Source organism: Legionella adelaidensis (genome assembly GCF_900637865.1).
In the GTDB taxonomy this organism is placed as follows: Bacteria; Pseudomonadota; Gammaproteobacteria; order Legionellales; family Legionellaceae; genus Legionella_A; species Legionella_A adelaidensis.
This window is the reverse complement of the sequence record NZ_LR134428.1, coordinates 58,998-85,001: the sequence shown is the minus strand read 5'-3', so window position 1 is coordinate 85,001 and position 26,004 is coordinate 58,998. Positions and strand designations below refer to the sequence as shown.

The window sequence follows — 26,004 nt, the reverse complement described above, 5'->3', positions numbered from 1 at the left end:
ACCTCTTGTTTATTCCACCACGATAGGAGGGAATTTATCCGCATAGTTTAAAGGTTTCTTACTCAACTGAAAACTTACATTAAATGCAGTTTTCCAATAAGGCAAAGCTATAGCATTTTCAGTAAATGCTATAGGTTCACCCTTATCAGAGTGACTCATTACTTGTGTTTCTAAAGGAAGCTCCCCTAATAATGGACAATTAAATCGTTCACTGAGCCTACGAGCGCCGCCAGCCCCAAAAATATGGTCTTCGTGTCCGCAGTGGGTACAATGATAATGAGACATATTTTCCACAAGGCCTAGTACGTCTATATTCGTTTTTTCAAACATTTTAATTGCTTTTTCGGCATCTGCTGTCGCTACCATTTGAGGAGTGGTTACTATTATTGCTGCAGTGAGCGGGATTTTTTGTACCAAACTTAACTGGATATCCCCTGTACCTGGAGGAAGATCTATAAATAAATAATCCAGCTCATCCCACTGGGTGATATTAATCATTTGTAACAATGCTTTGGCAAGCATAGGCCCGCGCCAAATTAAAGCGGGATCATCTTGCGTCAAATAACCAATGGACATAGCATAAATCCCACAAGCTTCAACCGGTAAATAGTGCTCTCCACTTACCAAGACTTCTTTAGGGCCGCCTAACATAATTGGAATACTCGGGCCGTAAATATCGGCATCCAATATTCCCACACGCGCTCCAGCTTTGGCCAAAGCAATAGCAAGATTTACAGCCACAGTAGATTTGCCCACGCCTCCCTTACCAGAAGCTACGGCAATTGTATTTTTAATCCCTCTGAGTGCCTGTCCGGGTAATTGGGTGCGATGTGCTTTAATAAATTGATCCAAACCTATTTCGATAGAATACTGGGGAAATTCTTTGCATATAGCGGCTTTGAAATCTTGAATGAATGATTCTATTAAAAACCCTTTAGGAATTTCCGAGCAAAGATTGATAGTTAGTTGGGTATTTTCCAACGTGACAATGGTTTTGAAAGAAGGCTCGTTACCATTTAAATGCAAGGAGTTTTTTAAGCTGCTTTCTAAAAGCGATTGAATTTTGGTTTTTATAGTCATGAATGGGGAATAATAAAATAAGAGATCATAGCTACACCTATTTGTGAACGCAACCTGCATTTGATTTAAACCTCTACATGACAAAAAAATCTGTCATGTCCGCGCAGGCGGGCAACCATTTTTTTTTTTGTATGTACAGAGGATTTAAACTACACCTGCCTTATAAATTCCCAGTTAACCCAATTATTATTTTGTAAATAATATAGACCACAATGAATGGGTTCCGTGTATAGTTTAGAAAGATACAGCGCGTATTCATTTACCTGCTGTTTATGCTTTTCGATATTTGTTTGCGTTCCCGTTTTAAAATCTATTACCCAACGTTTTCCTTCATTGATAAACGTTCTATCAACTATGCGAGTTATCATTTCTCCATTATTTTCTAAAAGAAGCTCCAGTTCGTTATACTCTTCTGCTTGGGCCTGAGTAATCCATCGGCCAATCGGGCAATGAAAAAGGTTGCTTATTTGCTGTATTAAGCTTTTCGTGGCTTCTTCTAATAAATTTCCTGAAACTCCTGCTGTTTTTAAAAAATGTTGGAATAGCTCCCAGGGGATCTCTTCCACAGAGTAAGGATGATTGTCGCAAATCCATTGTAATATTTCATGCGTTGCGCTCCCGAAAAGGCGAGGTATTGGCGCGCTATTTTCCAAATGAATTTGTGAAAGTTGCACTGGTGGTGATTTTGGCGGCGTGCTGTACCATTCAATAGGTAAATGTTTATGAGTTACCTCCGTACTAACTCCTACCGTTTCTACACTAGAAGATTGAAAGGGTTGTTTTTTTAATAAATGACGAAAAGAGCCAGCACTTTCTTTTTCTTGATAATCAAACAAATAGAGCCTGCTTTTCGCTCTGGTCACAGCCACATATAACAAGCGTTGGGTTTCATAAGTGTTTTTTTGCTCTTCCAGTTTACCTATGTAGTCATAAAGCAGTGAATTATCCTCTTCGCTTGATTTGACGGGAGATAATAGCAATAACTCCTTTTCTTCATGGGGAAGTTTTAACCAGCGCATTAAAGGCCGATCGCGATTTTGCATTTTTGCACTTAATCCTGGCAAAATAACACAGTCGAATTCAAGTCCTTTGGATTTATGAATAGTCATAACCTGCAAACGGGACAAGGTGACTTTTTTAGAATAAAGTGAGTTAAATGCTTGTTGAAATCCTTCTAAATCCTCTAATTGGCCTTTATTGATAAATTTTTCCAATAATAACCAAAATTGCTCAATATCATTTCGTTCACTGGGGCTTAATATCTTTTGAAGATGCAAATGATTAAGCGTTTCTTCTATCCATGCTATACAATTTTTTTGATACCTGTAACAAAAGGCTTGCTGAAAAGTTTGAAATAGAAATTGCGCACGTAAAATGCCTTCTTGGCTTAGGCCCTGAATCGCATGGGCATTTTCCAGAGCAAAATAGATAGATTTCTGTTTGTCGAAATTGGCAATACAATGTAGATCAAAAAGACTCATTCCTACCCAGGGACTGCGTAATAAAGATAACCATATTAACCGGTTGGTAGGGTACAAAAGTGCTTGGGTGAAAATCCATATGTCTTTTAAATGAGGGAGGCTAGACAATAAGTCAATTTCAACTCCTTGAAACGGTATTCCAGCTTGCCGCAGTAAGCGTATTATTTCCACAAGTTGGTTTCTTGAGCGAACTAAAATGGCAATGGTAGATTGCGGATAGGTCTCCAATTCTTTAGTAATACAATTTAAAATGCCGGCTGCCTCTTGTTCTTTATTTTCATAGCAATACGCTTCACATACACTACTTACACTTTCTTTCTGTGAATAAGAGGCAGAATAGGAGATAGCTCCTGACTCAATGTCGTCTAAGGAAGGAAAAATAGTAGAGAATTGATTATTAATCCAATCCACGATAAGTGATGAAGAGCGGAAATTGGTTTTTAACTCCAAAAAAAGAGGTTGAACCGGGCCAATCCCGTATTTTTTTGCTCTTAGAAATAAACCCACCTCCGCGGAGCGAAAACGGTAGATAGATTGCATTGGGTCCCCTACTAAAAATACCGTTCGTTCATCATTTCCCCATCCTTGTAATAAACGCTCTAACAACTCAAATTGTAAAATGGAGGTATCTTGAAATTCGTCAACAAGTAAATGGGTAATTTGATTATCCCAATAAAGTGCTAAATCAGTTGGGTTTCCGTCTTGTTCCAATGCTAAAAACGCTTGTTGTGCCACTTCGATAAAATCTATTTCATTGGCCTTTTGAAAAGCGACAAAAAGGTGTGCGGTTAGTAACGGAAGCACTTGTAACAATGCTTGTAAGACTTGCCAATCCTTTGGTTCAAATTGTGGTTCGGGTAAATCTTTTACGCGTACTAAAGCACCAGGAAACTCTGAAGATGCTTCTAAACGCGTTAATAAATACTTACTATCGTTTTTGATTTCCTCATAATCCTTTGGATTACAATTTGCTTTTTTTAAGCCCACGTGATGATCAAAACTTTTGCGCAAGGTTTCCTGGCTGGTTAATAATAAGCGAGCCAAACCAGTAATTTGTTCCTGCGTTAAATTATGAAAAGAAGTCCAACCTTGCAAAAGACATACAGGCGACTGATTATCTTCTTGCAGGTCTGCCATTTTCCTCGCTAATCTCATTAAATCATCATGGCAATCCGTAGGGATACTTGCATAAAAGCGAGCTATCTCATGCCTTTCAATCAACCCCAATGCTTTCTCAAAATCTGTTTTTTGTTGTAACTTGGCTTGATAAAGTGTGCTTAACCATTGATCGCGATGCGATAATAATTGTGAAAATAGCGTTATTAATTTTTCTTGATTGTTATCTACATGTAATAGCAATGTTTTAATGGCGGTATGATAAGGAGTATTCTCTACTGCATAATTCAAACAAGCACGCGCTGCCAAGCGATATTGTTTGTCAGGCCTTTCACTAATGTTTGCAAAAGGCAGTGTTTTTTCCTGTAAAGGAATGGAGGAGGTAATCTTTTGGCATAACGCGTCAATGGTGAAAATATTGAGACGAGTGGGATTATTAAGTAATTGCCAGTTATAGCGATAATCTAACTCTAAAATTCTTTGAGCATACTCTATTGTCATCTTTTGATGCGCAGATTGAGGAACCTCTTTTTTCTCAGCTTTTCGTAAAGCTAACAAAATACGCTCACGCATTTCGTTAGCTGCTTTCCGGGTAAAAGTTAAAGCGAGGATTTGTTCAGGATTTTTAACTGTGGCTAATAAGCGTAAGTATCGTTGCGTTAATATTTCTGTTTTGCCCGAACCTGCGGGAGCTTGCACTATAAAAGAAAAGGCGGGGTCTGTTGCTTTTAGCCGTTGTTCCTTATCTTCCATGGTTAATCCAAAATAATTTCTTCAGCCGGAGGACGTAAATTGTAGGAAGAACTCATACAATGACCATAAGCGCCTGTATTGGCAATTAGAATGACATCACCTTCCCCTGTTTTCGGTAATAAACGATCATAGCCTAAGGTGTCGCCAGATTCGCAAATAGGACCAACAATATGTGCCACTTCTGTTTTTTCTTCATCAACGCGGGTAAGGTTAGTAATTTCATGATAGGAGCCATAAAGGCTGGGGCGCATTAAAGAGTTCATTCCTGTCTCAATGCCTATGAATTTTACTTTTCCTTTTTCTTTGCATTGCGTAACTTTAGCCAAAATTACCCCACATTCTGCAACAAAATAACGGCCTGGTTCTAACCAAAATTCAAGATGAGGATAGCGGGTTTTTACTGCGTTAATAGACTCGTCTAAAGCCGCAAGATTCAACGGGGTTTGTCCTGGTTTTTCTACAATACCTAATCCGCCTCCCAAATTAATAATCCTTACATCTGGAAAGTGGGTTGCTTCCTCTGCCAACATTAAGGCGGTTTCTTGCCATAGTTCCGGTGTTAAAATGCCGCTCCCCGAATGCGCATGGAGGCCTATAATTTTTATATTATATTTCTTGGCAATACTTGCAACGCGCAAGAGATCTTGCCGCGGAATTCCAAATTTAGATTCATTTCCGCCTGTACAAACATAACGATGATGGCCTGCTCCACAACCAGGATCAACACGGATGAGAATAGATTGATCTTGGAAGAGCTCTGGCCAATTTTCTAAAGGAAAAAGATTATCTACCGTTACATAACAGCCTAAGGAAAACGCGAATTTATATTCCGCTTTTCCTGAGAAATTGGGAGTAAAAAGAATTTTTTGTTTTTCAATGCGAGGAAAGTGCGCTATTACGTGCTCTAACTCGAAAATTGATACGCATTCAAAGCCAATATTTTTTTCATAGAGCGTATTTAGAAGAGCAGGGTGCGGATTTGCTTTAAGGGCATAGAAGAGGCGATCGATGGATTTTAATTGCAATAGCTGAGCGGCTTTCTCACGCTGCGTATTTAAATCATAGATATAACAGGGAGATTGCATTTCCGCTAAAGCTAATAACTTATTTTTTTCTCGCTCCCACCATGGGGCAACACGATGATTAGGTGTTCCAAATTCTTCTTGCCAACTTTTCGAGTAATAAAAACTTTGAGGGTTATTTTCAATTAAAAGATGATGAAGTTTTTGGCAAAGCTTGTCTGCCTTGGCTTCATCTACTACGAAAGTAAGATTTAAATCGTTTGAGGCTAGTGACATTAAATAGACTTGCTGCGCATCAAAAACTTCTAATGTAGGGCCTAGTTGAGGCAAAACGGTACGTATATGATGGCCTACCAAACTAACTGCGCTGCAAGGCTCAATAATTTTTGCTCTTCCTAATGTGTTTAACTCGGCAATGAGTGCATCTAAAGCAGCACGATCGCGTAGTTTGGCATTGGTATCCAGGGAGAGGGTGACATTTGCTTCCGAAGAGGAAAGTAAATCTACTGAAAATCCGTGCGTCCTGAAGGCGTTAAAGATGTCTGCTAAAAAACCCACTTGTTGCCACATATTTAACGTGTCAATTGATATCAAAGTAATGTTTTGTTTTACCTGGATTGATTTTATTGGCGGAGCATATTCATCACTAGCATAGGTGATTTTAGTACCAGAATGTTCGGGTAAACGGGTATATTTAACCACCATGGGTATACCGGCACGTCGCACGGGGGGAATGCAATTAGGATGTAAAACTTTTGCCCCCATGGAAGCAATTTCTTGTGCCTCGTCATAACTTAATTGTTTTAACAAACGCGCGTGAGGGAGTTGATGAGGGTTAGCCGTATAAATTCCTGGGACATCTGTCCAAATTTCACAACTATGGGCAGATAAAATAGCAGCCAGAAGCCCGGCAGAGGTATCTGAGCCCCCTCTACCTAATAAAACAGTTTCGCCTTCCTTATTTGCAGCGATAAATCCTTGCGTAATTATTGCATCAGCTTCGCAATTTGCGAGTTTACTGCTTAATTGCGAATTGGGTTCACTAGTACAGCGCGCGGCTAAAAAATTAATAGAATCACCCCCGTCAATTGGGGTAGTCTTGAGAGCGTCCCGCGCGTCAAACCATTGGGTGTTAATACCCTGATTTTGTAAAAATACTAAGCCTAAACGGGTCATCATAATCTCGCCCAAGCTTAATATTTGAGCTCTTGTTTTAGCTGGCGCTTGTTTTAGAAGGGCAATCCCGGTTAACCACTGCGTTAATTGATCCAGCTCATTTTTGATAAGATCATGATGCACTTCTAAAGTGTCAGCTAATTTAAAATGATCTTCTTTTAATTCTTGTAGAAGAGGAGGATGCTCATTCAACAATGCTGCTTCAATTAATTTTTCTAATTTATTTGAAGCTTGCGTTAAAGCAGAGCAAACAATAACGGGTTGAAATCCATTTTTTAGGTGGTTTTTAGTAATAGCAGCAATATTCTTCCAATTTTCCCGTGTAGAGACACTTGTACCACCAAATTTGGTTACCAATTGTTGTCGCATGACTTTCTCAAGAACAAAAAAGAAACAACATTAACACGCTTAAAATTCAACCGCAATGCAAGAGGTGAAGGTTGCCGTCAAGGCCTCCGACCCCAAGTTACATTTAATTCTATGAAAATCTGGTTCCATCCTTTATTATCATTTTCCCAAAAAATAAAAATAAAGGGAAAAGTGGTGAAGAATAATAAAAAACCCATAAAAACCGCGCTAAGCTCCTTTTTAACAGTTCTAATGGCTAATAATCTCCACGCAGGTGGATTTTCGCTATATACCGAGGCCAGCACTACTGCTGTAGGAAATTTTGCAGCGGGAAGTGCTGCCGAAGCCATAGACGCTTCAACGGGTTGGTATAACCCGGCTGGATTAACTTTATTAACAAAAAAACAAGTTTTGCTAAGTGGTGTTGGCGTTATTCCGAGCAGTAAAATATCAGGTGTCAGTACTTTTGAAACCGCAGGCCTACCCTCTTATATTCAAACATTTTCTGATTTACAGGGTGGAAAGCGGGCGATAGTGCCAGCGCTTCATGTTGCAGTACCCTTTAACGATCGTTTAGTCGGAGGGCTCAGTGTCGTTTCACCTTTTGGTCTGTCCACGGATTATCCAGTCAATTCGCCCGTTCGTTATGCAGCCACTTTAACCCAATTGATTACAGCAAATTTATCACCCGAGCTGGGATATAAAATAAACGAGAACGTCTCCATCGGTGGGGGGTTAGATTTACAATGGGCTAAAGTAAAGTTTAATGCCATGGTAGGAATTCCTACTATCCCTGGTCAAAATCCTATGGCCTTTGACTCGCAAAGCTATAATCAAGGTGATTCTTTCGCTATGGGATTTCATGCTGGAATTCTCACGCATTTTAACCAAGACCACACGCGTGTGGGGATTAATTATCAATCTAAAACAACACACAAATTTAATGGATACAGTCAATTAACAGGGCCACTGGCTGATCCCTTTTTAGATGATCCGAATGCTATTTTTCGAAGTGAGATCCTTTCCAGTAATAAAGTAGAACTACCCGAGGTAATAACCCTCAGTGGTTATCAAGATATAAGCAACAGGGTAGCTTTGTTAGGTTCTGTGGTTTACACAGGTTGGAATGTATTTAAAGAAACGCAATTAAATAACGTAGCTGCTTTTTCTATTGCAGGCCCTACCGTATTAGATATTACTACTCCCCAGGATTATAGAAATGCATGGCGGTTTGCTGTAGGAGCAAATTATCTCGTTAATGAGCAATGGCAACTTCGTGTAGGTGGCGGATATGATCAAACTCCCACTGTGGATGCTGAACGTGATGTACGGTTACCTGATGCTAACCGCTGGGCATTATCTGCGGGTGCTCATTATCAAATGACGTCCGCATTGGGATTTGATGTTGGCTATACTTATTTATTTGCCGCTGACGATTCAACTTTCGATAAAACCCAAGTATTTGATGAAAATAATGCTTATACCGTGGCGGGAAGTTCAAAAGTGCATGCTCATTTGGTTGGTTTACAAGGAGTATGGACAATAGAATAAGGGCAGACTTATTGGTGCAGCGGTTATTGTGGCAATCCGTTTACACTGGGCCATCATCAAGCGTGTGTGTTGAATTTGACGATAAATGGCATTTTGATTCCAAATTGTTATTCAGGCGGGTCTGTTGTGTGTGAACAAGGCAATAGTCTTCATTGATATCATCCCAATACACCGTAACGCATTGGCTTGATACCTGCTGGAGAAAAATGGGGGGATGGCTCAATGCGTGTATCATACGAGGATCTAATAGGAGCTGGTGCAATTATCCATTCATTAACCGGTGATAAAACAGAGGAAGCAATTACAGCATCAAAAATGTTCATTGATTCTCAGCAACAACATTTTCAAAATATTTATAATTTATATAGCGGAATAGAGCTTATTGATTGGGGTTTCCAAAACGATATAAATTTGGCATCCCAATATGACATCAGCACCAGTGTACCCATACTACAAGATGGTTTTTTACTAAATTAAAAATTTAAATTTATTGGTCTAAAAATAGGAAGACAATTTCGCGGGTATTCTTAAAAGACCACATATTTGCAATTCATTTTAATGAAAAATGGACTGTATATCTTAGCTCCTATGTAAAATAAAAAGAAAACCTGGAATAATAGTAACTTATATGTTACCATAAACTATGAAAGTAAGAATTGAACAATATCATCGAGAGGATGGATCAATCCCATTTGAAAAATGGTTTAACAAACTGGATTCGGTTGCGGCTGCCAAAATTGCTACAGCCTTATATCGAATGGAATTGGGGAACTTTTCTAATATAAAAAGTTTGGGTGATGGCATCTATGAAAATAAAATTCATTTTGGTCCCGGGTATCGAATTTACTTTGGCCAAGAGGGTGAAGAGTTAATAATATTGGTAGGTGGGGGAACCAAAAAACAACAAAGCAAAGATATCCAAATAGCGAAAGAGCTTTGGAAAGAGTACAAAAGGTTAAAAAAAGAGAGGTAGTTATGGCATTAACCAGTGACTTTAAAAAAACAATTCGAGATAGAGCTCAAAATGATAAAAGTTTCAGGCAAGCGCTATTAATTGAAGCGGTGAGTGAGTTACTAGCAGATAATTTAGATGTGGCGAAGTCTCTATTAAGAGATTACATCAATGCCACAATAGCTTTTGAGCCACTTGCTAAAAAAATTCATAAGAATAGTAAAAGCTTACAGCGAATGTTTAGTAAATCAGGAAACCCAACGGCAGAGTCTTTATTTTCTGTTATTAGCGTATTACAAGAAGCTGAGGGAATAAAATTGACTGTAAGTGTAGCTCATTGATTAAGCTATTTAACTTAATTAAGTTATTTATATGAATCTTAAAAAGATACAATGCCCAACATGTAGGAAAAATGACATTTGGCATGATCAAAACGCCTTTAAACCTTTTTGTTCCTCTCGATGCAAACTTATTGACCTGGGAGAGTGGGCTAATGAAACCAGGAAAATTCCAAGTGAAATAAGTATTCCTAATGAAAATGAAGAGGGCTGGTGAGATCATTTAGTAAACTATTTTTGTCAAATCTTGATTTTGTACCGGTTAAGTAGTGCAATTGGTTATGAATAAAAAGACTAAACAACTAAAGGAATATATTGTCTTTAATGGATCGAAATCCACTATTGGATGGTATTTTGATTCTAAAGGGAATAAGCCTATGTCAACGTACGAACGAAAAATGCAGGATAAGCAATTTAAAAAAGCGTATGAGCAACATTATAAAGAATTTCTTTTTTCTGAGTTCCTTATTTCTATTATGGAAGATGATGGTAAGTCTGTACGGGATTTAGCAAAAGAAGCCGACATCTCCATCTGTTATCCAGGATCTTCGCTCAGGAAAGCAGACGGACATCAGAGTAAGTAATTTAATAAAGATAGCTAAATCTTTTGGTTATGAAGTAGTGTTGCAAAAAGGTGAGGAGCGCTTGGCTTTACACGATGATATGAAAAATGATAAGCATCATTTGAGTGTGGTGGCTTCTGCTGTTTATTAAATTAACCCCGTTTAACTCCAAAGATCTGATGATTTTGGGGTAGATAAGTTTATATTCAAAGTAAGTAGATTTAAGGTCACAAATTGTGACCTTAAATCTTTTGTTTATTAAAAAAAGCGGATCATAGAAAATTGATCTAGAGAGTAAAAACCAGACAATGAATTAGTAATGCGGTTTTTATTTCAGTATCTACAGAATGCCGCAGACAAGCTGCGGCACGTAGAAGGAGATGAAATGTTAACAGACTTCAAGGTGATTCTTTTTATTTCCTTGTAAGTGTCACTTCGCCTGGGCCATTCACCGTTAAAGCATAACCATTATTTCCAGCACAGAGTGCTTCGGGTGTAATTATACCGGTTTTGACATCCAGGGTTACTTTACATAAATCAACGCTCTTATCACCTTTTGTGTTCATTTTAACCAATGCCCAGCACTGTGGTCTTTTATGACAAATAAAAAGAACTTCTGTCCAGGCCACTTTTTTTGTAGTGTTAGGGGGGGTTGCATTTTTTTCAGTACGAATCGTTCCCTCTACAAAGGCCTCAGACCAAACGTTCGTTAGATTATGAGTGGTTAAATTATGGGGTGGAACAGTAGGTAAAGTGGTTGCTATAGCATTGGTTGCAAGTACAGTACCAATGATTATGGATTTAATTCGGAACATGGTTTCTCCAAAGGTTTTATAAATAGCTATTATCGGTCAATTAACAGTAAATATCCAAAGACTTCAAAATTCTATTTTCTGATCGCTTGCTTATTTATGTATGAGAAAGCAAAAATTCTCCAATTGGGATTATTATCGTGGCGTTAATCCCTTACTAACAAAATAGAATACCTTAAAATCTAGCATTTTGAAGCATCTTGGGTATAATCTCGAATTATTTTACTTCAGATTGTAGAATGAAAAAACAAGATTTTTATTTTGAGTTACCCTCTGAGCTCATTGCCCAATATCCTCTTGAAAATCGTAGTGATTCACGCTTGTTAGTTTATAACCGAAAGACGGAAACCTACGAGCATAAGCAGTTTAAGTCCATCATTCAATACCTTGAAGAAGGGGATTTATTGGTTTTAAACAATACCAAAGTGATTCCGGCAAGATTATATGGGTACAAATTAACAGGCGGAAAAGTAGAGTTGCTTATTGAGCGCAAGTTAAGTGAGTACAGCTTTTTGGCGCATATAAAAGCCAGTAAAGCGCCTAAAATTGGTAACAAAATTTGCCTTAAAGAGGGTTGGTTTTTTGAAATCACAAATCGGCATGACGATTTATTTGAATGCAAAATAAATGAAAGGTTAGAAACAGTATTAAACGAAATAGGCCATATACCACTTCCGCCTTATATTACCAGAGAAGATAAAAAAACAGATTTCGATCGCTATCAAACTGTTTATGCCTGTCATGAAGGTTCGGTTGCGGCACCTACCGCCGGGCTTCATTTTGATGAAGAGCTTTTAAAAGAGTTAAGACAAAAGGGAGTGAATATCGCTTATGTAACCCTTCATGTCGGTGCTGGAACATTTCGCCCCGTTCGCTGTGAAAATGTGCAGGATCATAAAATGCATAGCGAGTTTTTTTCTATAACCCCTTCTTTGTGTGATTTAATCCATCAAACCAAAGTAAAGAGTAAAAGAGTTGTTGCAGTTGGCACAACAGCTTTGCGTAGCCTGGAGAGTGCGGCTACCGCATCTGGAACTATAGAGCCTTATAGTGGCGAAACAGATATTTTTATTTATCCAGGTTATCAATTTAAAATTTGCGATGCTCTGATTACAAATTTTCATTTACCTGAATCAACGTTACTTATGTTAGTTTCGGCATTTATCGGTTACCCCCAGGCGATGGATTTATATCGCGTGGCTATAGAAAATAAATATCGCTTTTTCAGTTATGGCGATGCCAGTTTGCTTTTATAAAAGGGATCTTTCAATGAGTATAATACCTATTATTACCTCTAAAGAGGGTGCTTCGTTAACTTTCGCTAACTGGCTAGAAGCAGGCGTTGAAAAAGTGGCCTGTTATTTATCTGATTTGCTTATAAAACCCGGTATCCAGTTATTAAAAGAAAGACCATTAAAGCAATATATTAGTTGGCCTGGCGAAATTGCACTAAATCTGGATGGTTTAAAGGCTAATGATGAAGGAGTTATAAAAATCCGCTCTCCTTATGATGGCAGCATAATTAGCACTACAACGTCAGAAATTTTAGCCTTGGTAATTTCTTTAAAACCGGAAAAAGTAATTATTCCTGAAAGATTTTGTAACAAGATGAATGATTTTTTAGAACAGATACCCAAGGAAATTTTTGTCTACGTTAGCGAAAAGTGTTTACCGATTAATAGTAAAAAAACCTATGGAATTTACTTAAGATATCAGCACCAGGACTTCACGGAATTTTTAGAAGTTATTAAGAGCTATCGTGATTACTCATGTTATGTAAGTGGAGATTTTGATTTTTATGCGCTGGAGCGTTTAAAAGAAAAGAAAGTATCCATTGAAACTGATTTTTTAGCAAAAGAAGGTGTGCAGGGGTTTGTTATTAGCCAAGGCAATCTTGTTGATTTAAAAGATGAAGCCTACTCGCTTGATTTTGAAAAAATAGATAATGCTTGCCAATGCCCTTCTTGCAATTTAAATTTTACCAAAGCATACCTGCACCATCTCTATTTTAATACGCCGCTACTTTGTCATCGATTATTAATTCAGCATAATGCTTGGAATTTGTAGATTGGTGCACAGCCAACACGCATTATTTAAACTGAGCTCGTTTGTTGGGTTCGGCACCAACCTATATGTGAATCATAAATCCCAAGCCTTTATCGCTAGCATTTTGAGGTATTTTGGGTATATTATGTGGCGCTTAAAACAGGTTCTATATTTTTTACGCTATAGGAGTCAGAAATGAGTTTTTTTATTAGTGATGCAATAGCTGCCGCTCCAGCTCCTGGCGCGCAACCGGATGGTTCATTTTCTTTTTTGATGATTGCGGCTATTTTTGTTCTTTTTTATTTCATGTTAATTAGACCTCAAAATAAAAGAGCGAAAGAGCATCGGGATTTAATAAGTAATTTAAAGAAGGGCGATGAAATTATTACTACGGGCGGTCTATTAGCAAAAATCACTAGTATTGAAGAGCAATATTTAAAAATTAGTATTGCCGAGGGAGTAGAGATTAGCTTACAAAAAAATGCTGTGAGCTCCGTGTTACCAAAAGGAACATTAAAATCGCTTACTTAATTTTCCGCGTTAAATCTCAGAGACTGTATTAAATGCAAAATAAATACCCACTTTGGAAGAATCTAATGCTAATAATCATTACGGTTATTGGCTTGATCTATGCAATACCCAACTTGTATACCGAGAATCCCGTGGTCCAGGTTTCATCAGAGACAACGGTTGATACACAACAATTGGCCATACAAGTTGAAGATTTATTAAAAAATGCGAAGCTTGACTATACCAATGTAAAAACGACCGACGATGGCATAATAGTGCGTTTTGCCTCTACAGATACCCAATTACAAGCACGCGATATAATTAAAAATGGATTGGGCAAAAATTATACGGTCGCTCTTAATCTGGCTTCTTCAACCCCTAATTGGCTTACTTCTATCGGTGCCGAACCAATGAAACAAGGTTTGGATTTACGAGGAGGTGTGCATTTTCTTTTGGAAGTAGATATTGAAAGTGTGGTTAATCGGCGTTATGAAGGTTTAATGAAAAGTATTAGCCAAGACTTAAGAGAGGCCGGGATTCGCTATACAGGTATTCGTTATATAGCTGACAAAGGAATTGATATCCGATTCCGTACACCAGAAATTATGGAAGAGGCTTACACTGAAATAGAACAAAAATTTAACGGTCTCGTTTTCACTCAGTCCAAGATCACTTCGAGTATTAATGTTTCCCTGTCGCCTGCAGAATTAAATTCGATACGTCAAAATACGATTGAGCAAACTATGAGTATTTTGCGTAATCGGGTAAATGAGCTGGGGGTAGGGGAAGCAGTAGTTCAGCAACAAGGTAGTACAAGAGTAGCAGTGGATCTTCCTGGAATTCAGGATGCTGCCAGAGCGAAGCAAATTCTTGGTGGAACTGCGACCTTAGAGTTTCATCTAGTGGATCAAGAAAACGATGCACAAATTGCCAAGCAAAGTGGTGCTATCCCTGTAAATAGTAAATTATATATGATGGATACCCGTCCTATATTATTAAAGCGTCAAGTCGTTTTAAGTGGTGATTCAATTACCAGTGCAGTTTCCAGCTTTGATCAACAAAGCGCCTCACCGGCCGTTCAAGTGCAATTGGGCGGTGGCGGAGAGACTTTCTTTAGTAAAGTAACCCGCGACAATATCGGTAAACGAATGGCTATTGTTTTTGTAGAGAATAAAACCACAACAGAATTAGTCAATGGGGTGGAAACGCGCACTACAAAACGTGAAGAGCGCGTGATTAGTGCTCCCGTTATTCAAAATGCTTTAGGCAATAATTTCCAAATTACCGGCTTACAAGATAATAAAGAAGCTAGCAATTTAGCCTTATTATTACGTGCCGGTGCGTTGCCCGCTGCAATTTTCACAGTGGAAGAGCGCACAGTTGGACCTACCTTGGGTAAAGAGAATATACGCCGTGGGATGGTTTCTTTAGAAGTAGGTATGGGTTTAATTTTAATATTAATGTTAGTGTACTATCGCTTTTTTGGTTTAGTAGCCAATATTGCTTTGGTATTAAACCTTATTTTACTGACTGCTCTTTTATCAATGATTGGAGCAACACTTACTCTCCCAGGTATTGCGGGTATCGTTTTAACCGTGGGTATGGCGGTGGACGCCAACGTGCTGATTTATGAACGTATTCGTGAGGAATTACGTAATGGGGTCTCTGTCCAAGCTGCCATTTATGCCGGGTATGATCGTGCATTTGCTACCATCCTGGACGCAAACGTTACAACCATGATTGTAGGGGTCGTTCTTTTTTCTATCGGAACCGGCCCAGTGAGAGGGTTTGCAATTACACTTTGTTTAGGTCTACTTACTTCGATGTTAACTGGAGTTACTTTTACCCGGGCAATAGTGAATTGGTTCTACGGTGGTCGTAACGTAAAGAAACTTTCAATCGGTATTTAATACCCATATAAAGAGGTATCAATGGAATTTTTTAATCCAAATTCAAAAATTGATTTTATGGGGGCCCGCAAGTGGACTGCATTATTTTCAATTCTAATTTTCGTCTGCTCCCTCGCGGCTCTGGTAATTAACGGTTTAAAGTGGGGATTGGATTTTACTGGGGGCACCCAAATAGAGGTAACTTATCCACAAGCAGCTGATTTAATAAAAATTCGCGAGAATTTATATACTGCTGGTTTTAAAGAAGCGCAAGTAGTGAGCTATGGAACTTCTAAAGATGTGTTGATTAGTATTGCCCCGCGTGACGATTTTGACCAAACAATTTTGGTAGAGAAAGTAATGCAGGCCTTACCCGGTGCGGTTAAACAGCGTGTGGATTTTGTGGGCCCGCAAGTAGGGCAAGAGCTTGCTACGAAAGGAGCATTAGCTATATTGGTGTCACTCTTGGCTACCATGATTTATATTGCTATGCGTTTTGAATACCGTTTGGGTTTTAGCTCAGCTGTGGCTTTAATTCATGATCCTGTTTTGATATTGGGCATTTTTGCTTTTTTCCATATTGAATTTGACTTGAAAGCATTGGCTGGCCTCTTGGCGGTTATTGGTTATTCTTTAAATGACACGATCGTGGTATTTGATAGAGTTCGGGAGAACTTTGTAAAGTTAAGAAGATCGAGTCCCATTGAAATTATGAACATTTCCATTAACCAAACCTTATCACGTACTATTATGACCTCTGTGCTTACTTTGTTTGTGGTCGTTGCATTATTTATATATGGTGGTGAAACTATTCATGGATTTTCATTGGCATTAATCGTTGGGATTTTAGTAGGTACCTATTCATCTATCTATGTAGCCGGTGCGTTAGCTGTGGTATTAGGTCTCGATAGAAAAGATTTTATGCCATCGCAACGGAAAGAGATTGACGATAGGCCGTAATGACTTGGCCTGTACAAATGTGCGCGGCTCGATAAATGCTCGGTTAATTGAAGCCGCGACTATGACGGGAGTGAAATTAATTCTCCTTCTGTCATCAATCCTCTAATAACCTGTCTACCTTCGCCGCACAAATAAAATCATTGTGGGTTAAACCTTTTAATGCATGCGTGCTATAGCGCACATGGCAATAGTTATATCCTACCTCTAAATCAGGATGGTGATTTTCTCTATTTGCCATCCATGCAATGGCATTTACAAAACTCATTGTTTCGTAAAAATTAGCAAATGAGAAGGATCTTTTTATTTCTTTGTGATGCGAGTCAGCTGTCCAACCCTTATTCAATTGCGGCATTAGATTTTTTATTTGTTCAGGATTTAACGCTTCTCCTATCCCTTCACACGCTTCACAATGTTTACTACCTAAGTCACTTTTCATACATTTTCCTCAGTATTAATACAATAAAAAGATTCTAAAAATCTATTATTTTGTTCTTTCGTACCCACTGTTACCCGAATGAAGTTAGATAATCCATAGGGATGCAACGGTCTAACAATCACTCCTTTTTTTTGCAAGGCTAAGAAAATAGATTGCGCGTCTTTTTTGCAGTCAATAGTAATAAAATTAGCGGCTGTAGGAAGATAGGTATAATTAAATTCTTGCAAACCTTGTTTTAATTGCTCTAGCCCGCGCTTATTGGACTCGCGCGCTTTCGCTAAAAATGCTTCGTCATCCAAAGCCGCAGTACCGGCAACCAATGCTGCATAATTAACAGTAAATGAAAGTACAACGCGATTTAATATGGAGATAATATCAGGATTAGCAATAGCATACCCTAAGCGTAAACCTGCCAGCCCGTACGCTTTGGAAAAAGTGCGAGTAATAATTAAGTTAGGGTATTTTTTCAATAATTCCAGTGTATTATCTTCCTCTTGATACTCATGATAAGCCTCATCCAATAATAAAATAGTGCACGCGGGAATTTCCTGGAGAATAAATGCGATTTGTTCCAAGTTAATTTTAGTACCGGTAGGGTTGTTGGGATTGGCTAAATAAATAAGGCCTGCTTCTTCATCACATGCTTTAATGAGTTCGGGAACATTCACTTCCCAATCAGAAGCAAGAGCTATCTCTTGAATTGGTATACCTAAGGCTTTCGCCTGGATATTGGGAATGTTAAAGCCGTATTGTTGTACCAGCATGCGTTTATTTTTATGTAAGGCAAAGCTCATTAAAATTAATGGAAAAAGCGCGTCGGAACCATTACTTAAAAATAACATATTCGCATCAATTAATAATTTCTTAGCCAGTTTTTCGCGTAAGGGCTGTATTGCTGTGGGGTGATAAATAGCAATTTCCCGCTCGCTCATGTTAGCGAGCGCTTTCATTACTAAAGGACTGCAACCTAAAGGATTTTCATTGCTTGCCAATTTAATAATATCAGAAATACCTTGTTCTTTTGCTAATTCCAAAGCTGATTTTCCAGGAACATAAGGGGTCAATGTTTGTATTCCTTTATGGGGAAGTTGAAGAAAATCGCAGGTCACTTAATTCTCCTTAATAAAGCGAATTTATCATCTTAAATGGGGAACCAGGTTGCTTGCAACCTGGTTCCTATTAATTATTTTAAAAGACTGGGTGAACACCTGATTCAAGTAAGAGCTAATTTCTCCCAACAATAACTGTGTTTGGTGATAAGAAAAAGTCTGCAATTTATATATCTTCGTTGCTACCAGTAAGAGGGGTAACTATGGAAGGTTTTTCAATATATGAGGTGCTGATTATTTTAATGCTAGGTACCAGTTCTAGCTTATTTCTTATGAATAACCAATGGAAGTCTTTAATTTTTTTTAAAGAAGAACAGATAAAAGCGACAAAAATAAGTGAGATAAATTCGCTATCAGAAAAGTTAACCGTACAAGGGAGTTGGTCCTTGCCGGCGGAGGAGATGTTTGGTTTTACTATTTTTAGCATGATGCAAGGAGAACAAGTGGAGCTATGCTGGAAATCCAGTCGGCTTAATCTAATCCCATTAAAGCGGGTGGTATTCTGTGAAAAACAGGGGATTTAGCATATCGGAATTTTTAATCTCGACACTACTTGCTAGCCTTATCATTGGTGCTTTGGTCAACCACTTCCTCAGCTCAAAAGAGCATCTTGAATTTCTTATTAAAAAAACAGGGAAGAGTTTAGAACAGCTAAATTTGCAAGGCTTGATTTCAGATAGCATCAGAAATGCAGGGTTTACCCCTTGTGTAGGGTTAGATTATTTACAAACAATAGATACACGTGTGTTCAAACCTATTCCGTCTGTGTTGAGTTATGAGCCAAATAATTTCATTACTCGAAGGATGAACTATCTTTTTGACGAGATTATTAAATTCACCCTACCTAATCGTGTGCTTTTACATGCCCATGTATTAAATAAAGAAAAACCTATTGTTATTGCGGATTGTTTTCATGCTGAAATTCATCAAATAGAAAGAATAGAAAAAATCGGGGAAAACGACATGGTTATACTAAAAGAGCCTTTTTTCTTTGAATACCAAGCACCTGCATATATTGGTAACTGGATTGAAGAGTATTTTTTTATTAAAAATGCTTCCCTATATTATCAGTTACAGCGAAACGATCTTCTAAGCGCCGTCATAAAAGCAGTTACTATTTCATGGCAGAAAAGTGAAAGAAAGTTACTGAAGGTTTCCCTAATTGATGAAAATGATGATTCGTTAGAATTTTATTCCCGGGTTAGAAATTCTTGAACAATAAGCGCGGTTTTGTTTTATTAATTTGTATCGTTTTAATTTTTTCTATTGCCACTTTTACCTTGGCTTCTTTACAGAATATTTTTTTATTTACTAAAACAATCAACCAAATAGATCGCGATAATGAAAATTTTTATTATTTAGAAGCTAAAACTTTACAGTTAATAGCAGCGTTTAAAAAGAAAAATCTATGCTATTCCAATTTAATAAATCCCAATACTATTTTTAGTGAATTAGAAAACAGACCTTGTAAAATGGGAAAGGTAAATTATCTCTTCACTGATCTCGGAGTCGTCCCTTGTCTGCAAATGAAGGTAAATGGCCGAGTAAATGGTACTCATCACTGGCTAATAACCAGTACTAACTATCAATCTTTTCTACAAATTCGTTTTGCCACATCCGTGCCAAATTCAGTATGTATGGAACCACACCGCAAACTCATTACTACAAATATACTAAGTTGGCGATTCATAACCCAATTGCCAGAAATCAGGCTTAATAAACAACACGAAAATGTAGTCGACCTATAAGTTATACAGATGATTTCACTTGTTGTTCATCCCGCCATCCTTCTAACTTGGTAGAAATACTTTCCCTAAAGCCTTGGAATGCGTTTTTAATAACAAAACCAAGGGATTTAATAATATTTAAGGGGCCTCCCTGTTGATAGCCATACATCGCATAAAAAAGATTACGATGTTCTTCTTTACTCACAGGAGTATCTAAAAACTTAATATCTTGTTTGGCTTGGATAATGCATTGATTGGCAATTTTACTGGATACTAATTCCCTTAACTGTTCTTTCGTTGTTATTGGACCTATTGTTCTTAACATATCTGCAATATCTTCATTTTTAAGTAACGGGGCACTGGCATTTTCCCCACCTAAAGTCCATTTACAACAATTTGCCAAATTTTCTATCGAGCGGGTGTATTCATCATTTGCTTTCTCCCTTAATCCAAATTGATAGGCTGCGTATGCTACCCCAGCCATTATTAAGGGTGAAAAAATAGGAAATACAAATGAAACCACGCTAGCGGCCGAAGCCAATGCTAATCCAACTACAATTTTTTTATCAATTCTTTGCAACTTTGTGAGATTTTTGCGTACGTCATCACAGCAGTCTACTACCAGGTCAGCGTGTTGTTTATCCTCATGATCATACGGAATATGTTTTAATAAATAGCTGTCTACTGCCTTACCATGAATGTCCATTTTCTGAAAAAATTCTGGCATTATTATCTCCCTAATGTCTATTTATTAGAATTATAGGATATTATTTGAGCGTTTCGCGAAAAGGAGTTACTCAGAGGCACCTATATGATGAATTCAACGAGGACATAGCCTTGATGCAGGAAGAGCCAGGGTTTCTGCATTCCTCTCTGGTTTTTAAGGCTCCCCGCTTACTAACGTGTGCGGCTCAGTTGATATTTTTATATTACATTATAAAGGGACGTTGGTAATTAGTGGTTGTGGTGGAGTAATAGCTGTTGGTTTAAATAGGCCAAAAAGCTGTCTGGCTGCTTTGCTAGATGTTTCGACAGGTGCTGTTGTAGTAGTACTTGAAGGGCTGCTTATTCCCTCTTTTTTTGAAGGGGTATCCTTGGGACTGCACCAAGGAAAGGTAATTGCTGTTTTATTACTCGATACAGGTGACGTTTCTCCAGTAAATAGATTAAATACCCCTTCGTAAGTTTGCCCATGGTGCCCTCTAACCATTACGCCAGTAAAAGTTTTTAATGCACTAAAGCATTCAAAGCAACAGAGCTTGGAAATACCAAGATTAAGTGGGGTTTCAGTAGGAATTCTAATAATTTTAAATAGAAAATAACCAATCAATTGCTCAGCATGTAAATGTTTAATATTTCCTTTTTTTAAGTGGGGTAATTCAAATACGTGTGACGATGAACACCCTCTTGCTTCCGAATGAGCTACTAACTTTAATTTTTCTTTTTCCATTTGTGAAAAAAGAAAGACAATTTCGGCGTTTTCGTTAAAAAAAGCAGACTTCTCTTCTTCCGTAAATGTTTCACTTTCAAAGCAAAGAGCATGCGCTAATTTTATAGCAGCCTGGAGAAGGATGTCCGCCGGAAGTCCATTGCTAGAATGTTTTTCAAGTTCCGAAATTAATAAAGTGCATTGACTTTCTAAATGAGGTAACACTAACTCTTTATTTTCATTTTTTAACGCAATTAAAAATTTGCGTATAGCTGCAATTTTTTCTTTTAAGTGGTAGAGGATTTGCATGCTGTGGTTAGCATTACCCACATTTGCAGCAATAATGAGTCGAGGGGGTGAGCAAGAACTATCAATAGTTATTGCGGTACACACAGATATTATAGGTGATAGGGAGAGCAAACGAGCGCAGCTATCCATACGGCGTTGTTTGCGATTGCTACAGAGAGAAAACCGCTCATCAACCTGCTCGCGGGGATATTCATATTGAACCCATGTTCTGATTTGGTCTTCTAAAATATCCAAGTCAACTTGCGATTTAAAATAAAGTTCATCATCAGCTGGCCTGGGGTCAGCTATGTTTAAAACTTTACCAATAACTTTCTCAGCTAATGTTTCAAGCTCCTCCATTGCTCCGGGCAGATCCAGCGTTCGTCCCAGCGCGCTTTTTAAGCTGCTCGCAGGAAGTTTTATTTTGTGTGACTCGTTTTCCTTGGTTAATCTTTCAATTTCATGAAAAAGCGTAGCGTAAGCTACCGTATAAAAGGAGTGACCTGTTGCATTTATGACAATTGCTTGTTCGCAAAGACATAATAGCTCTTGGCGCATAGAGGGAGTAATTTCAATATGGCTCGGTAAGGATGCGAAACATTGTTTTTTTAGCATCCCGTTTAAATGAGTAAAAATTCGCGGCCAAGTTTCATGTTTTTCGATTGAATGCGGCATGGTTTCATCCTGTTAATGCGGCGCAATTCTACAATAGCCATACCCTTAATTGCAAAATAAATCGGCACTATGTTTTTTTAATGCCGCCATTGTGTGCATTGAGCCTGCTAGGATAAAAATTTCATTCGTATCAAGAAAATATATTCGTTTTTTTTATTTATTTTTTTTAGAATAATTGTTTGATAAGTGCTTGAGAAATATATGGCCATTTGGTTTCAACAAATAACAGTGGAAGATTTAAACAACCGTGGTAAAAATACCATGGCAGAATTTCTAGGGATAGTTTTTACTGAAGTGGGCAATGATTTTCTAGTTGCAACTATGCCGGTTGACGAAAGAACCAAGCAGCCTATTGGTATACTCCATGGGGGAGCGAATGTGGTATTAGCAGAAACTGTAGCTAGTACAGCCGCTAATGCTGTAGTCGATCGAAATCAGTTTTATTGCGTGGGCTTAGAAATAAATGCTAATCATATACGCTCAGCGAGAGAGGGAATCATAACAGCAATCACCAAGCCCATTCATATTGGCCGTACCACACATGTTTGGCATATTGATATCTTTAATGAATTAGGGAAACAAACGTGTGTTTCCAGAATGACCGCCTCGGTTATTAAAAAATAGAAACAGTAGAATCGTATCCTTGATGTAGTGAAATGTAATCAAGGATTTATACCATGACTACAGATCCCTCCCTTGATTGCGCTACGTTACACTTCTAGTTCACTTCGAGCCCAGCTCCTGTTTTTTTTCAATGAAGTTATCATCAGATAAACGCCAGGTAGTATATATAAGGTGAATAACGTACCCCAACAAAGCCCACCAATGAGTACCATGCCGATCGCTCGTCTGCCTTCGTAACCTGCGTCATGGGACAAAGCGAGGGGAAGAGCACCAAAAACCATAGCGCCTGTGGTCATTAATATAGGTCTTAATCTGATTTTTGCCGCAGCCAAGATAGCTTTTTTTAGAGAAACTCCGGATTGTATCTGTTGATTGGCAAATTCCACTAATAGGATGCCATGTTTACTGATAAGACCAATTAAAGTTACTAATCCAATTTGGGAATATATGTTTAATGTTTGTCCAAAGACGTACAAAAGCAATAATGCACCGGTGCTAGCTAAGGGAACGGTTATTAGGATAATAAGAGGGTCTAAAAAGGAGCTAAATTGAATGGATAAGGCCGCATAAATAAAAATAAGCGATAAAAGAATTAATAATTGCATAGTATGTTGTGATTCCTGAAATGATTTAACGCTTCCATTCCAGCTTAGTTTGTAATAGGGAGGTAATATAGATTTTGCAATATGGAATAAATCTACAGAAGCAGATGCTAATGTTCCAGCTTTTGGTTGAACATGCAAAGTGGTGGAATGCTGTTGTTGATAATGAGTTAACGCCTCAGGCATCGTTTCGGGGATCATTTTGCAAATTGCACCTAAAGAAACGGGTTTGCCTTGTGGAGTAAACACATACAACTCATCGACACTCCAAGGATTCACATTTCCTTTTACATTAATATTGTAATTAATCCCATCTTTTTCAAATGTTTGACTTTTATCCCCACTAAAAAAGACTTCAATTGTTTTTGCCACTTGGGTAGTTGTAAGACCTAGTTTGGCTAGTTGATCTTGGTCAATTTGAATGGTGTATCCAATATTGTCTAATCGTAATTCATGCTCAACATAGGTATATTTCCCACTTTCTTCCAGCTTCATTTTCAAGGTATTCGTATGCTCCAAAAGCCTGGAGAAATCTTCAGTAGTTGTTATATTCAGGCTTAACTCAGATTGATTATTGAGAGCGTCAGTACCCGGTAACCCAAAATCCCAGCTCCATAGCTGTGGGTCTACGGAAGGTAATTGCGCCAGTTTAGGCCTTGTATCTTCTACTACCTGGCTGGTTGATCTATGCCTTTGAGAGTGCGGTTTAAGTGGCATAATGGTTGTGCCGCCCCAGTCGCCTATAAAAGTAAGCCTGTTTTGAATTTCAGGTATGGAATGCAATTTATCTTCCATAGCATTTATTTTTTTATCTAAATCATCGAGTTTTTCTCCGGAAAGAGAAGGTAGATAAAGACCCATTAAACCTCGATCCTCCTTCGGCGCAGATTCTTGCGGAATTAGTGAGTAGAGTTCATAGGATAAGAAGCTAGAGAGAAATAAAACACTTAAGACAATTTTCTTTCTCCCAGCTATTTTTTCTAAAGAAGAGACGTATTTTGTGGTTAAAACTGCAAATTTATTATCAAATTGAGGCCAAATGGTATTTTCTTTCATCTGTAATAGCTTTGCGCACATTAAAGGAGAAAGTGTTAAAGCTACTAAGCCTGAAATCAATACACTTCCAGCAAGGGCCACAGCAAATTCAATAAATATTTGCCCTAAAACTCCGTTAATAAAAACAATGGGTAGATAGACACTGGCAAGTGTTACGGTCATGGAGATAATGGCAAAGCCAATTTCTTTTACCCCTTTATAAGCTGCCTTTATTGGAGCTATTCCTTCTTCGATATGCCGCCAAATATTTTCTAAAACTACGATAGCATCATCGACCACGAGGCCAATCGCTAAAATCATTGCTAACAAAGTCATAAGATTGAGCGAGTAATGAAAAAGGCGCAAAAATAGCAGTGCACCTAATAATGAAATAGGGATGGTAATAATGGGAATTAAGGTGGCACGAAAATTTCTCAAAAATAAGAAAACAATAAGCACAACCAGGAAAATAGCTTCACTAATGGCCTTTTTAATATTTTTTAAAGAGGATTGAATAAATTCACTTTGATCAAGAATGATTTGCGCTTTTATAGAAGAAGGCAAAGACTCTTGAAGTTGTTGTAGCATTTTCGTTACTTCTCGTGATACTTCCAAAGGATTGGCATCATTTGCTTTATTAATGCTAATTACCACCCCTGGGTTCCCATTTACCCTTGTACGCGAAGTGCTTTGATCATTTTCTAAAGTAATTTTAGCGATAGCCTTTAAAGGAACAGAACTATTTCCCCTCGTGCTAATGCGTAAGTCTTCATAATCTTCCAATGTCTTTAGTTCGGTTTGCAGGGTAACGGGAATTTTATTTTGATAGCTGCCTGCCGGTAATGCTATTTTACTGCTAATTAAAGCCTCAAAAATATTAGAAGTATTAATCCCATAATTGTAAAGTTTTTCTGGAGAAAGTGTAATTTGATAGGAGAGGGGTTGCCCCCAGACCTCTACAGAAGAAACGCCTGGAATGCTTCTAAATTGGTTTTTTAAATTAAGTGTAGTGAAATGAGTTAATTCTCCAAAACTCTCTTTGTTAGACTCTACCGCTATTGCAATGAAGGGAAGCCCTGTATTTTTTTTCTGCTTTTCAATAAAAGGGATTTTTACCTCCGGTGGTAATAATCCCTTTGAATTGCTAACAGCTTCTTGGACCGCGTTAAATGCCTTATCCATTGATGTAACGGGTAAAAAGTTTAGCGTGATCTGTGATGATCCGGCGTTGGACCGTGAAGTGATTGTTTCTAATCCTTCAATCCCTGCCAAATGTTCTTCTAATACATTTGTTACAGAAGACTCTACCAAAGGCGCGCTAGCATTGGGGTAATATGTACTGACGTTAATAACGGGCAGGCTCACGTCAGGATATTCGCAAAGCGGCAACTGGAACAAACAAAGCATTCCTAAAATGACTAAAAGACTGTTTAGAACAATTGCGGAAACGGGGTTTTTTAAAAAATAATCAGCGAATTTCAT

24 protein-coding genes are annotated in these 26,004 nt (G+C 38.0%); 15 read left to right on the top strand and 9 right to left on the bottom strand.

Annotated elements, in window-relative coordinates; genetic code table 11:
* Positions 1 to 9: 9 nt before the first annotated feature.
* The 3 genes from EL206_RS06320 to EL206_RS06310 all read right to left on the bottom strand — a co-directional run bounded on the left by EL206_RS06320 (position 10) and on the right by EL206_RS06310 (position 6,997).
* Positions 10 to 1,080: an Mrp/NBP35 family ATP-binding protein gene (locus tag EL206_RS06320; protein WP_058462831.1), complete on the bottom strand. Its 1,071-nt coding sequence runs from the start codon at positions 1,078 to 1,080 to the stop codon at positions 10 to 12.
* A gap of 149 nt (positions 1,081 to 1,229) precedes the next feature.
* Positions 1,230 to 4,430 (bottom strand): UvrD-helicase domain-containing protein, encoded by a 3,201-nt coding sequence (locus tag EL206_RS06315; protein ID WP_058462830.1) that lies wholly within the window; start codon positions 4,428 to 4,430, stop codon positions 1,230 to 1,232.
* Between the two features lie 2 nt (positions 4,431 to 4,432).
* The gene (locus EL206_RS06310; protein ID WP_058462829.1) at positions 4,433 to 6,997 is read right to left on the bottom strand and encodes a bifunctional aspartate kinase/diaminopimelate decarboxylase; all 2,565 of its coding nucleotides are present in this window, start codon (positions 6,995 to 6,997) and stop codon (positions 4,433 to 4,435) included.
* Between the two features lie 174 nt (positions 6,998 to 7,171).
* On the opposite strand from EL206_RS06310, the gene EL206_RS06305 reads away from it, so the two are divergent.
* The 6 genes from EL206_RS06305 to EL206_RS06280 all read left to right on the top strand — a co-directional run bounded on the left by EL206_RS06305 (position 7,172) and on the right by EL206_RS06280 (position 10,401).
* A complete protein-coding gene (locus EL206_RS06305) occupies positions 7,172 to 8,527 on the top strand; it encodes an OmpP1/FadL family transporter (protein ID WP_058462838.1) in 1,356 nt (451 codons plus the stop codon).
* Between the two features lie 222 nt (positions 8,528 to 8,749).
* Positions 8,750 to 9,004, top strand: coding sequence for a 2-phosphosulfolactate phosphatase (locus tag EL206_RS06300; RefSeq protein WP_058462828.1), 255 nt, complete (start codon positions 8,750 to 8,752; stop codon positions 9,002 to 9,004).
* Positions 9,005 to 9,170: 166 nt separating this feature from the next.
* Positions 9,171 to 9,500 (top strand): type II toxin-antitoxin system RelE/ParE family toxin, encoded by a 330-nt coding sequence (locus EL206_RS06295; protein WP_058462827.1) that lies wholly within the window; start codon positions 9,171 to 9,173, stop codon positions 9,498 to 9,500.
* 2 nt (positions 9,501 to 9,502) lie between these two features.
* A complete protein-coding gene (locus tag EL206_RS06290) occupies positions 9,503 to 9,820 on the top strand; it encodes a helix-turn-helix domain-containing transcriptional regulator (RefSeq protein WP_058462826.1) in 318 nt (105 codons plus the stop codon).
* 31 nt (positions 9,821 to 9,851) lie between these two features.
* A complete protein-coding gene (locus EL206_RS06285; RefSeq protein ID WP_058462825.1) occupies positions 9,852 to 10,034 on the top strand; it encodes a DNA gyrase inhibitor YacG in 183 nt (60 codons plus the stop codon).
* Positions 10,035 to 10,098: 64 nt separating this feature from the next.
* A complete protein-coding gene (locus EL206_RS06280; protein WP_058462824.1) occupies positions 10,099 to 10,401 on the top strand; it encodes a hypothetical protein in 303 nt (100 codons plus the stop codon).
* Positions 10,402 to 10,793: 392 nt separating this feature from the next.
* Here the strand turns inward: EL206_RS06280 and EL206_RS06275 are convergent, their stop codons facing one another.
* Complete coding sequence (locus EL206_RS06275) at positions 10,794 to 11,195, bottom strand: hypothetical protein (protein ID WP_058462823.1); 402 nt, start codon at positions 11,193 to 11,195, stop codon at positions 10,794 to 10,796.
* A 236-nt stretch (positions 11,196 to 11,431) separates the two neighbouring features.
* Here EL206_RS06275 and queA point away from each other — a divergent pair, with 236 nt between their 5' ends.
* From queA to secF, 5 genes are all read left to right on the top strand, one after another.
* Complete coding sequence (queA, locus tag EL206_RS06270; RefSeq protein WP_058462822.1) at positions 11,432 to 12,448, top strand: tRNA preQ1(34) S-adenosylmethionine ribosyltransferase-isomerase QueA; 1,017 nt, start codon at positions 11,432 to 11,434, stop codon at positions 12,446 to 12,448.
* 13 nt (positions 12,449 to 12,461) lie between these two features.
* Positions 12,462 to 13,259: a hypothetical protein gene (locus EL206_RS06265; protein ID WP_058462821.1), complete on the top strand. Its 798-nt coding sequence runs from the start codon at positions 12,462 to 12,464 to the stop codon at positions 13,257 to 13,259.
* A 174-nt stretch (positions 13,260 to 13,433) separates the two neighbouring features.
* A complete protein-coding gene (yajC, locus tag EL206_RS06260; RefSeq protein ID WP_058462820.1) occupies positions 13,434 to 13,769 on the top strand; it encodes a preprotein translocase subunit YajC in 336 nt (111 codons plus the stop codon).
* A 32-nt stretch (positions 13,770 to 13,801) separates the two neighbouring features.
* Positions 13,802 to 15,658: a protein translocase subunit SecD gene (secD, locus tag EL206_RS06255; RefSeq protein ID WP_058462819.1), complete on the top strand. Its 1,857-nt coding sequence runs from the start codon at positions 13,802 to 13,804 to the stop codon at positions 15,656 to 15,658.
* Between the two features lie 21 nt (positions 15,659 to 15,679).
* Positions 15,680 to 16,597: a protein translocase subunit SecF gene (gene secF, locus EL206_RS06250; protein WP_058462818.1), complete on the top strand. Its 918-nt coding sequence runs from the start codon at positions 15,680 to 15,682 to the stop codon at positions 16,595 to 16,597.
* Positions 16,598 to 16,691: 94 nt separating this feature from the next.
* On the opposite strand, the gene EL206_RS06245 is transcribed toward secF, so the two are convergent.
* Together EL206_RS06245 and hisC are read right to left on the bottom strand one after the other, a co-directional pair.
* Positions 16,692 to 17,033: a 4a-hydroxytetrahydrobiopterin dehydratase gene (locus tag EL206_RS06245; protein ID WP_058462817.1), complete on the bottom strand. Its 342-nt coding sequence runs from the start codon at positions 17,031 to 17,033 to the stop codon at positions 16,692 to 16,694.
* A complete protein-coding gene (gene hisC, locus EL206_RS06240) occupies positions 17,030 to 18,142 on the bottom strand; it encodes a histidinol-phosphate transaminase (protein ID WP_058462816.1) in 1,113 nt (370 codons plus the stop codon). The genes EL206_RS06245 and hisC overlap by 4 nt, the downstream gene beginning before the upstream one ends.
* A gap of 203 nt (positions 18,143 to 18,345) precedes the next feature.
* Between hisC and EL206_RS06235 the strand changes: the two genes are divergently transcribed.
* The 3 genes from EL206_RS06235 to EL206_RS06225 are packed head-to-tail and all read left to right on the top strand — an operon-like array spanning position 18,346 to position 19,890.
* Positions 18,346 to 18,666, top strand: a complete 321-nt coding sequence (locus EL206_RS06235) for a hypothetical protein (protein ID WP_058462815.1) — start codon at positions 18,346 to 18,348, stop codon at positions 18,664 to 18,666.
* Positions 18,647 to 19,357, top strand: coding sequence for a hypothetical protein (locus EL206_RS06230; protein ID WP_058462814.1), 711 nt, complete (start codon positions 18,647 to 18,649; stop codon positions 19,355 to 19,357). Before EL206_RS06235 ends, EL206_RS06230 begins: the two co-directional genes overlap by 20 nt.
* Positions 19,354 to 19,890, top strand: coding sequence for a hypothetical protein (locus EL206_RS06225; protein ID WP_058462813.1), 537 nt, complete (start codon positions 19,354 to 19,356; stop codon positions 19,888 to 19,890). Before EL206_RS06230 ends, EL206_RS06225 begins: the two co-directional genes overlap by 4 nt.
* Before the next feature lies 1 nt (position 19,891).
* Here the strand turns inward: EL206_RS06225 and EL206_RS06220 are convergent, their stop codons facing one another.
* On the bottom strand, positions 19,892 to 20,596 hold the full coding sequence (locus EL206_RS06220; protein ID WP_058462812.1) for a hypothetical protein: 705 nt from the start codon (positions 20,594 to 20,596) through the stop codon (positions 19,892 to 19,894).
* 207 nt (positions 20,597 to 20,803) lie between these two features.
* Positions 20,804 to 22,261: a hypothetical protein gene (locus EL206_RS06215; protein WP_058462811.1), complete on the bottom strand. Its 1,458-nt coding sequence runs from the start codon at positions 22,259 to 22,261 to the stop codon at positions 20,804 to 20,806.
* Positions 22,262 to 22,462: 201 nt separating this feature from the next.
* On the opposite strand from EL206_RS06215, the gene EL206_RS06210 reads away from it, so the two are divergent.
* Positions 22,463 to 22,885 (top strand): hotdog fold thioesterase, encoded by a 423-nt coding sequence (locus EL206_RS06210; protein ID WP_058462810.1) that lies wholly within the window; start codon positions 22,463 to 22,465, stop codon positions 22,883 to 22,885.
* 86 nt (positions 22,886 to 22,971) lie between these two features.
* On the opposite strand, the gene EL206_RS06205 is transcribed toward EL206_RS06210, so the two are convergent.
* Complete coding sequence (locus EL206_RS06205; RefSeq protein ID WP_058462809.1) at positions 22,972 to 26,004, bottom strand: efflux RND transporter permease subunit; 3,033 nt, start codon at positions 26,002 to 26,004, stop codon at positions 22,972 to 22,974.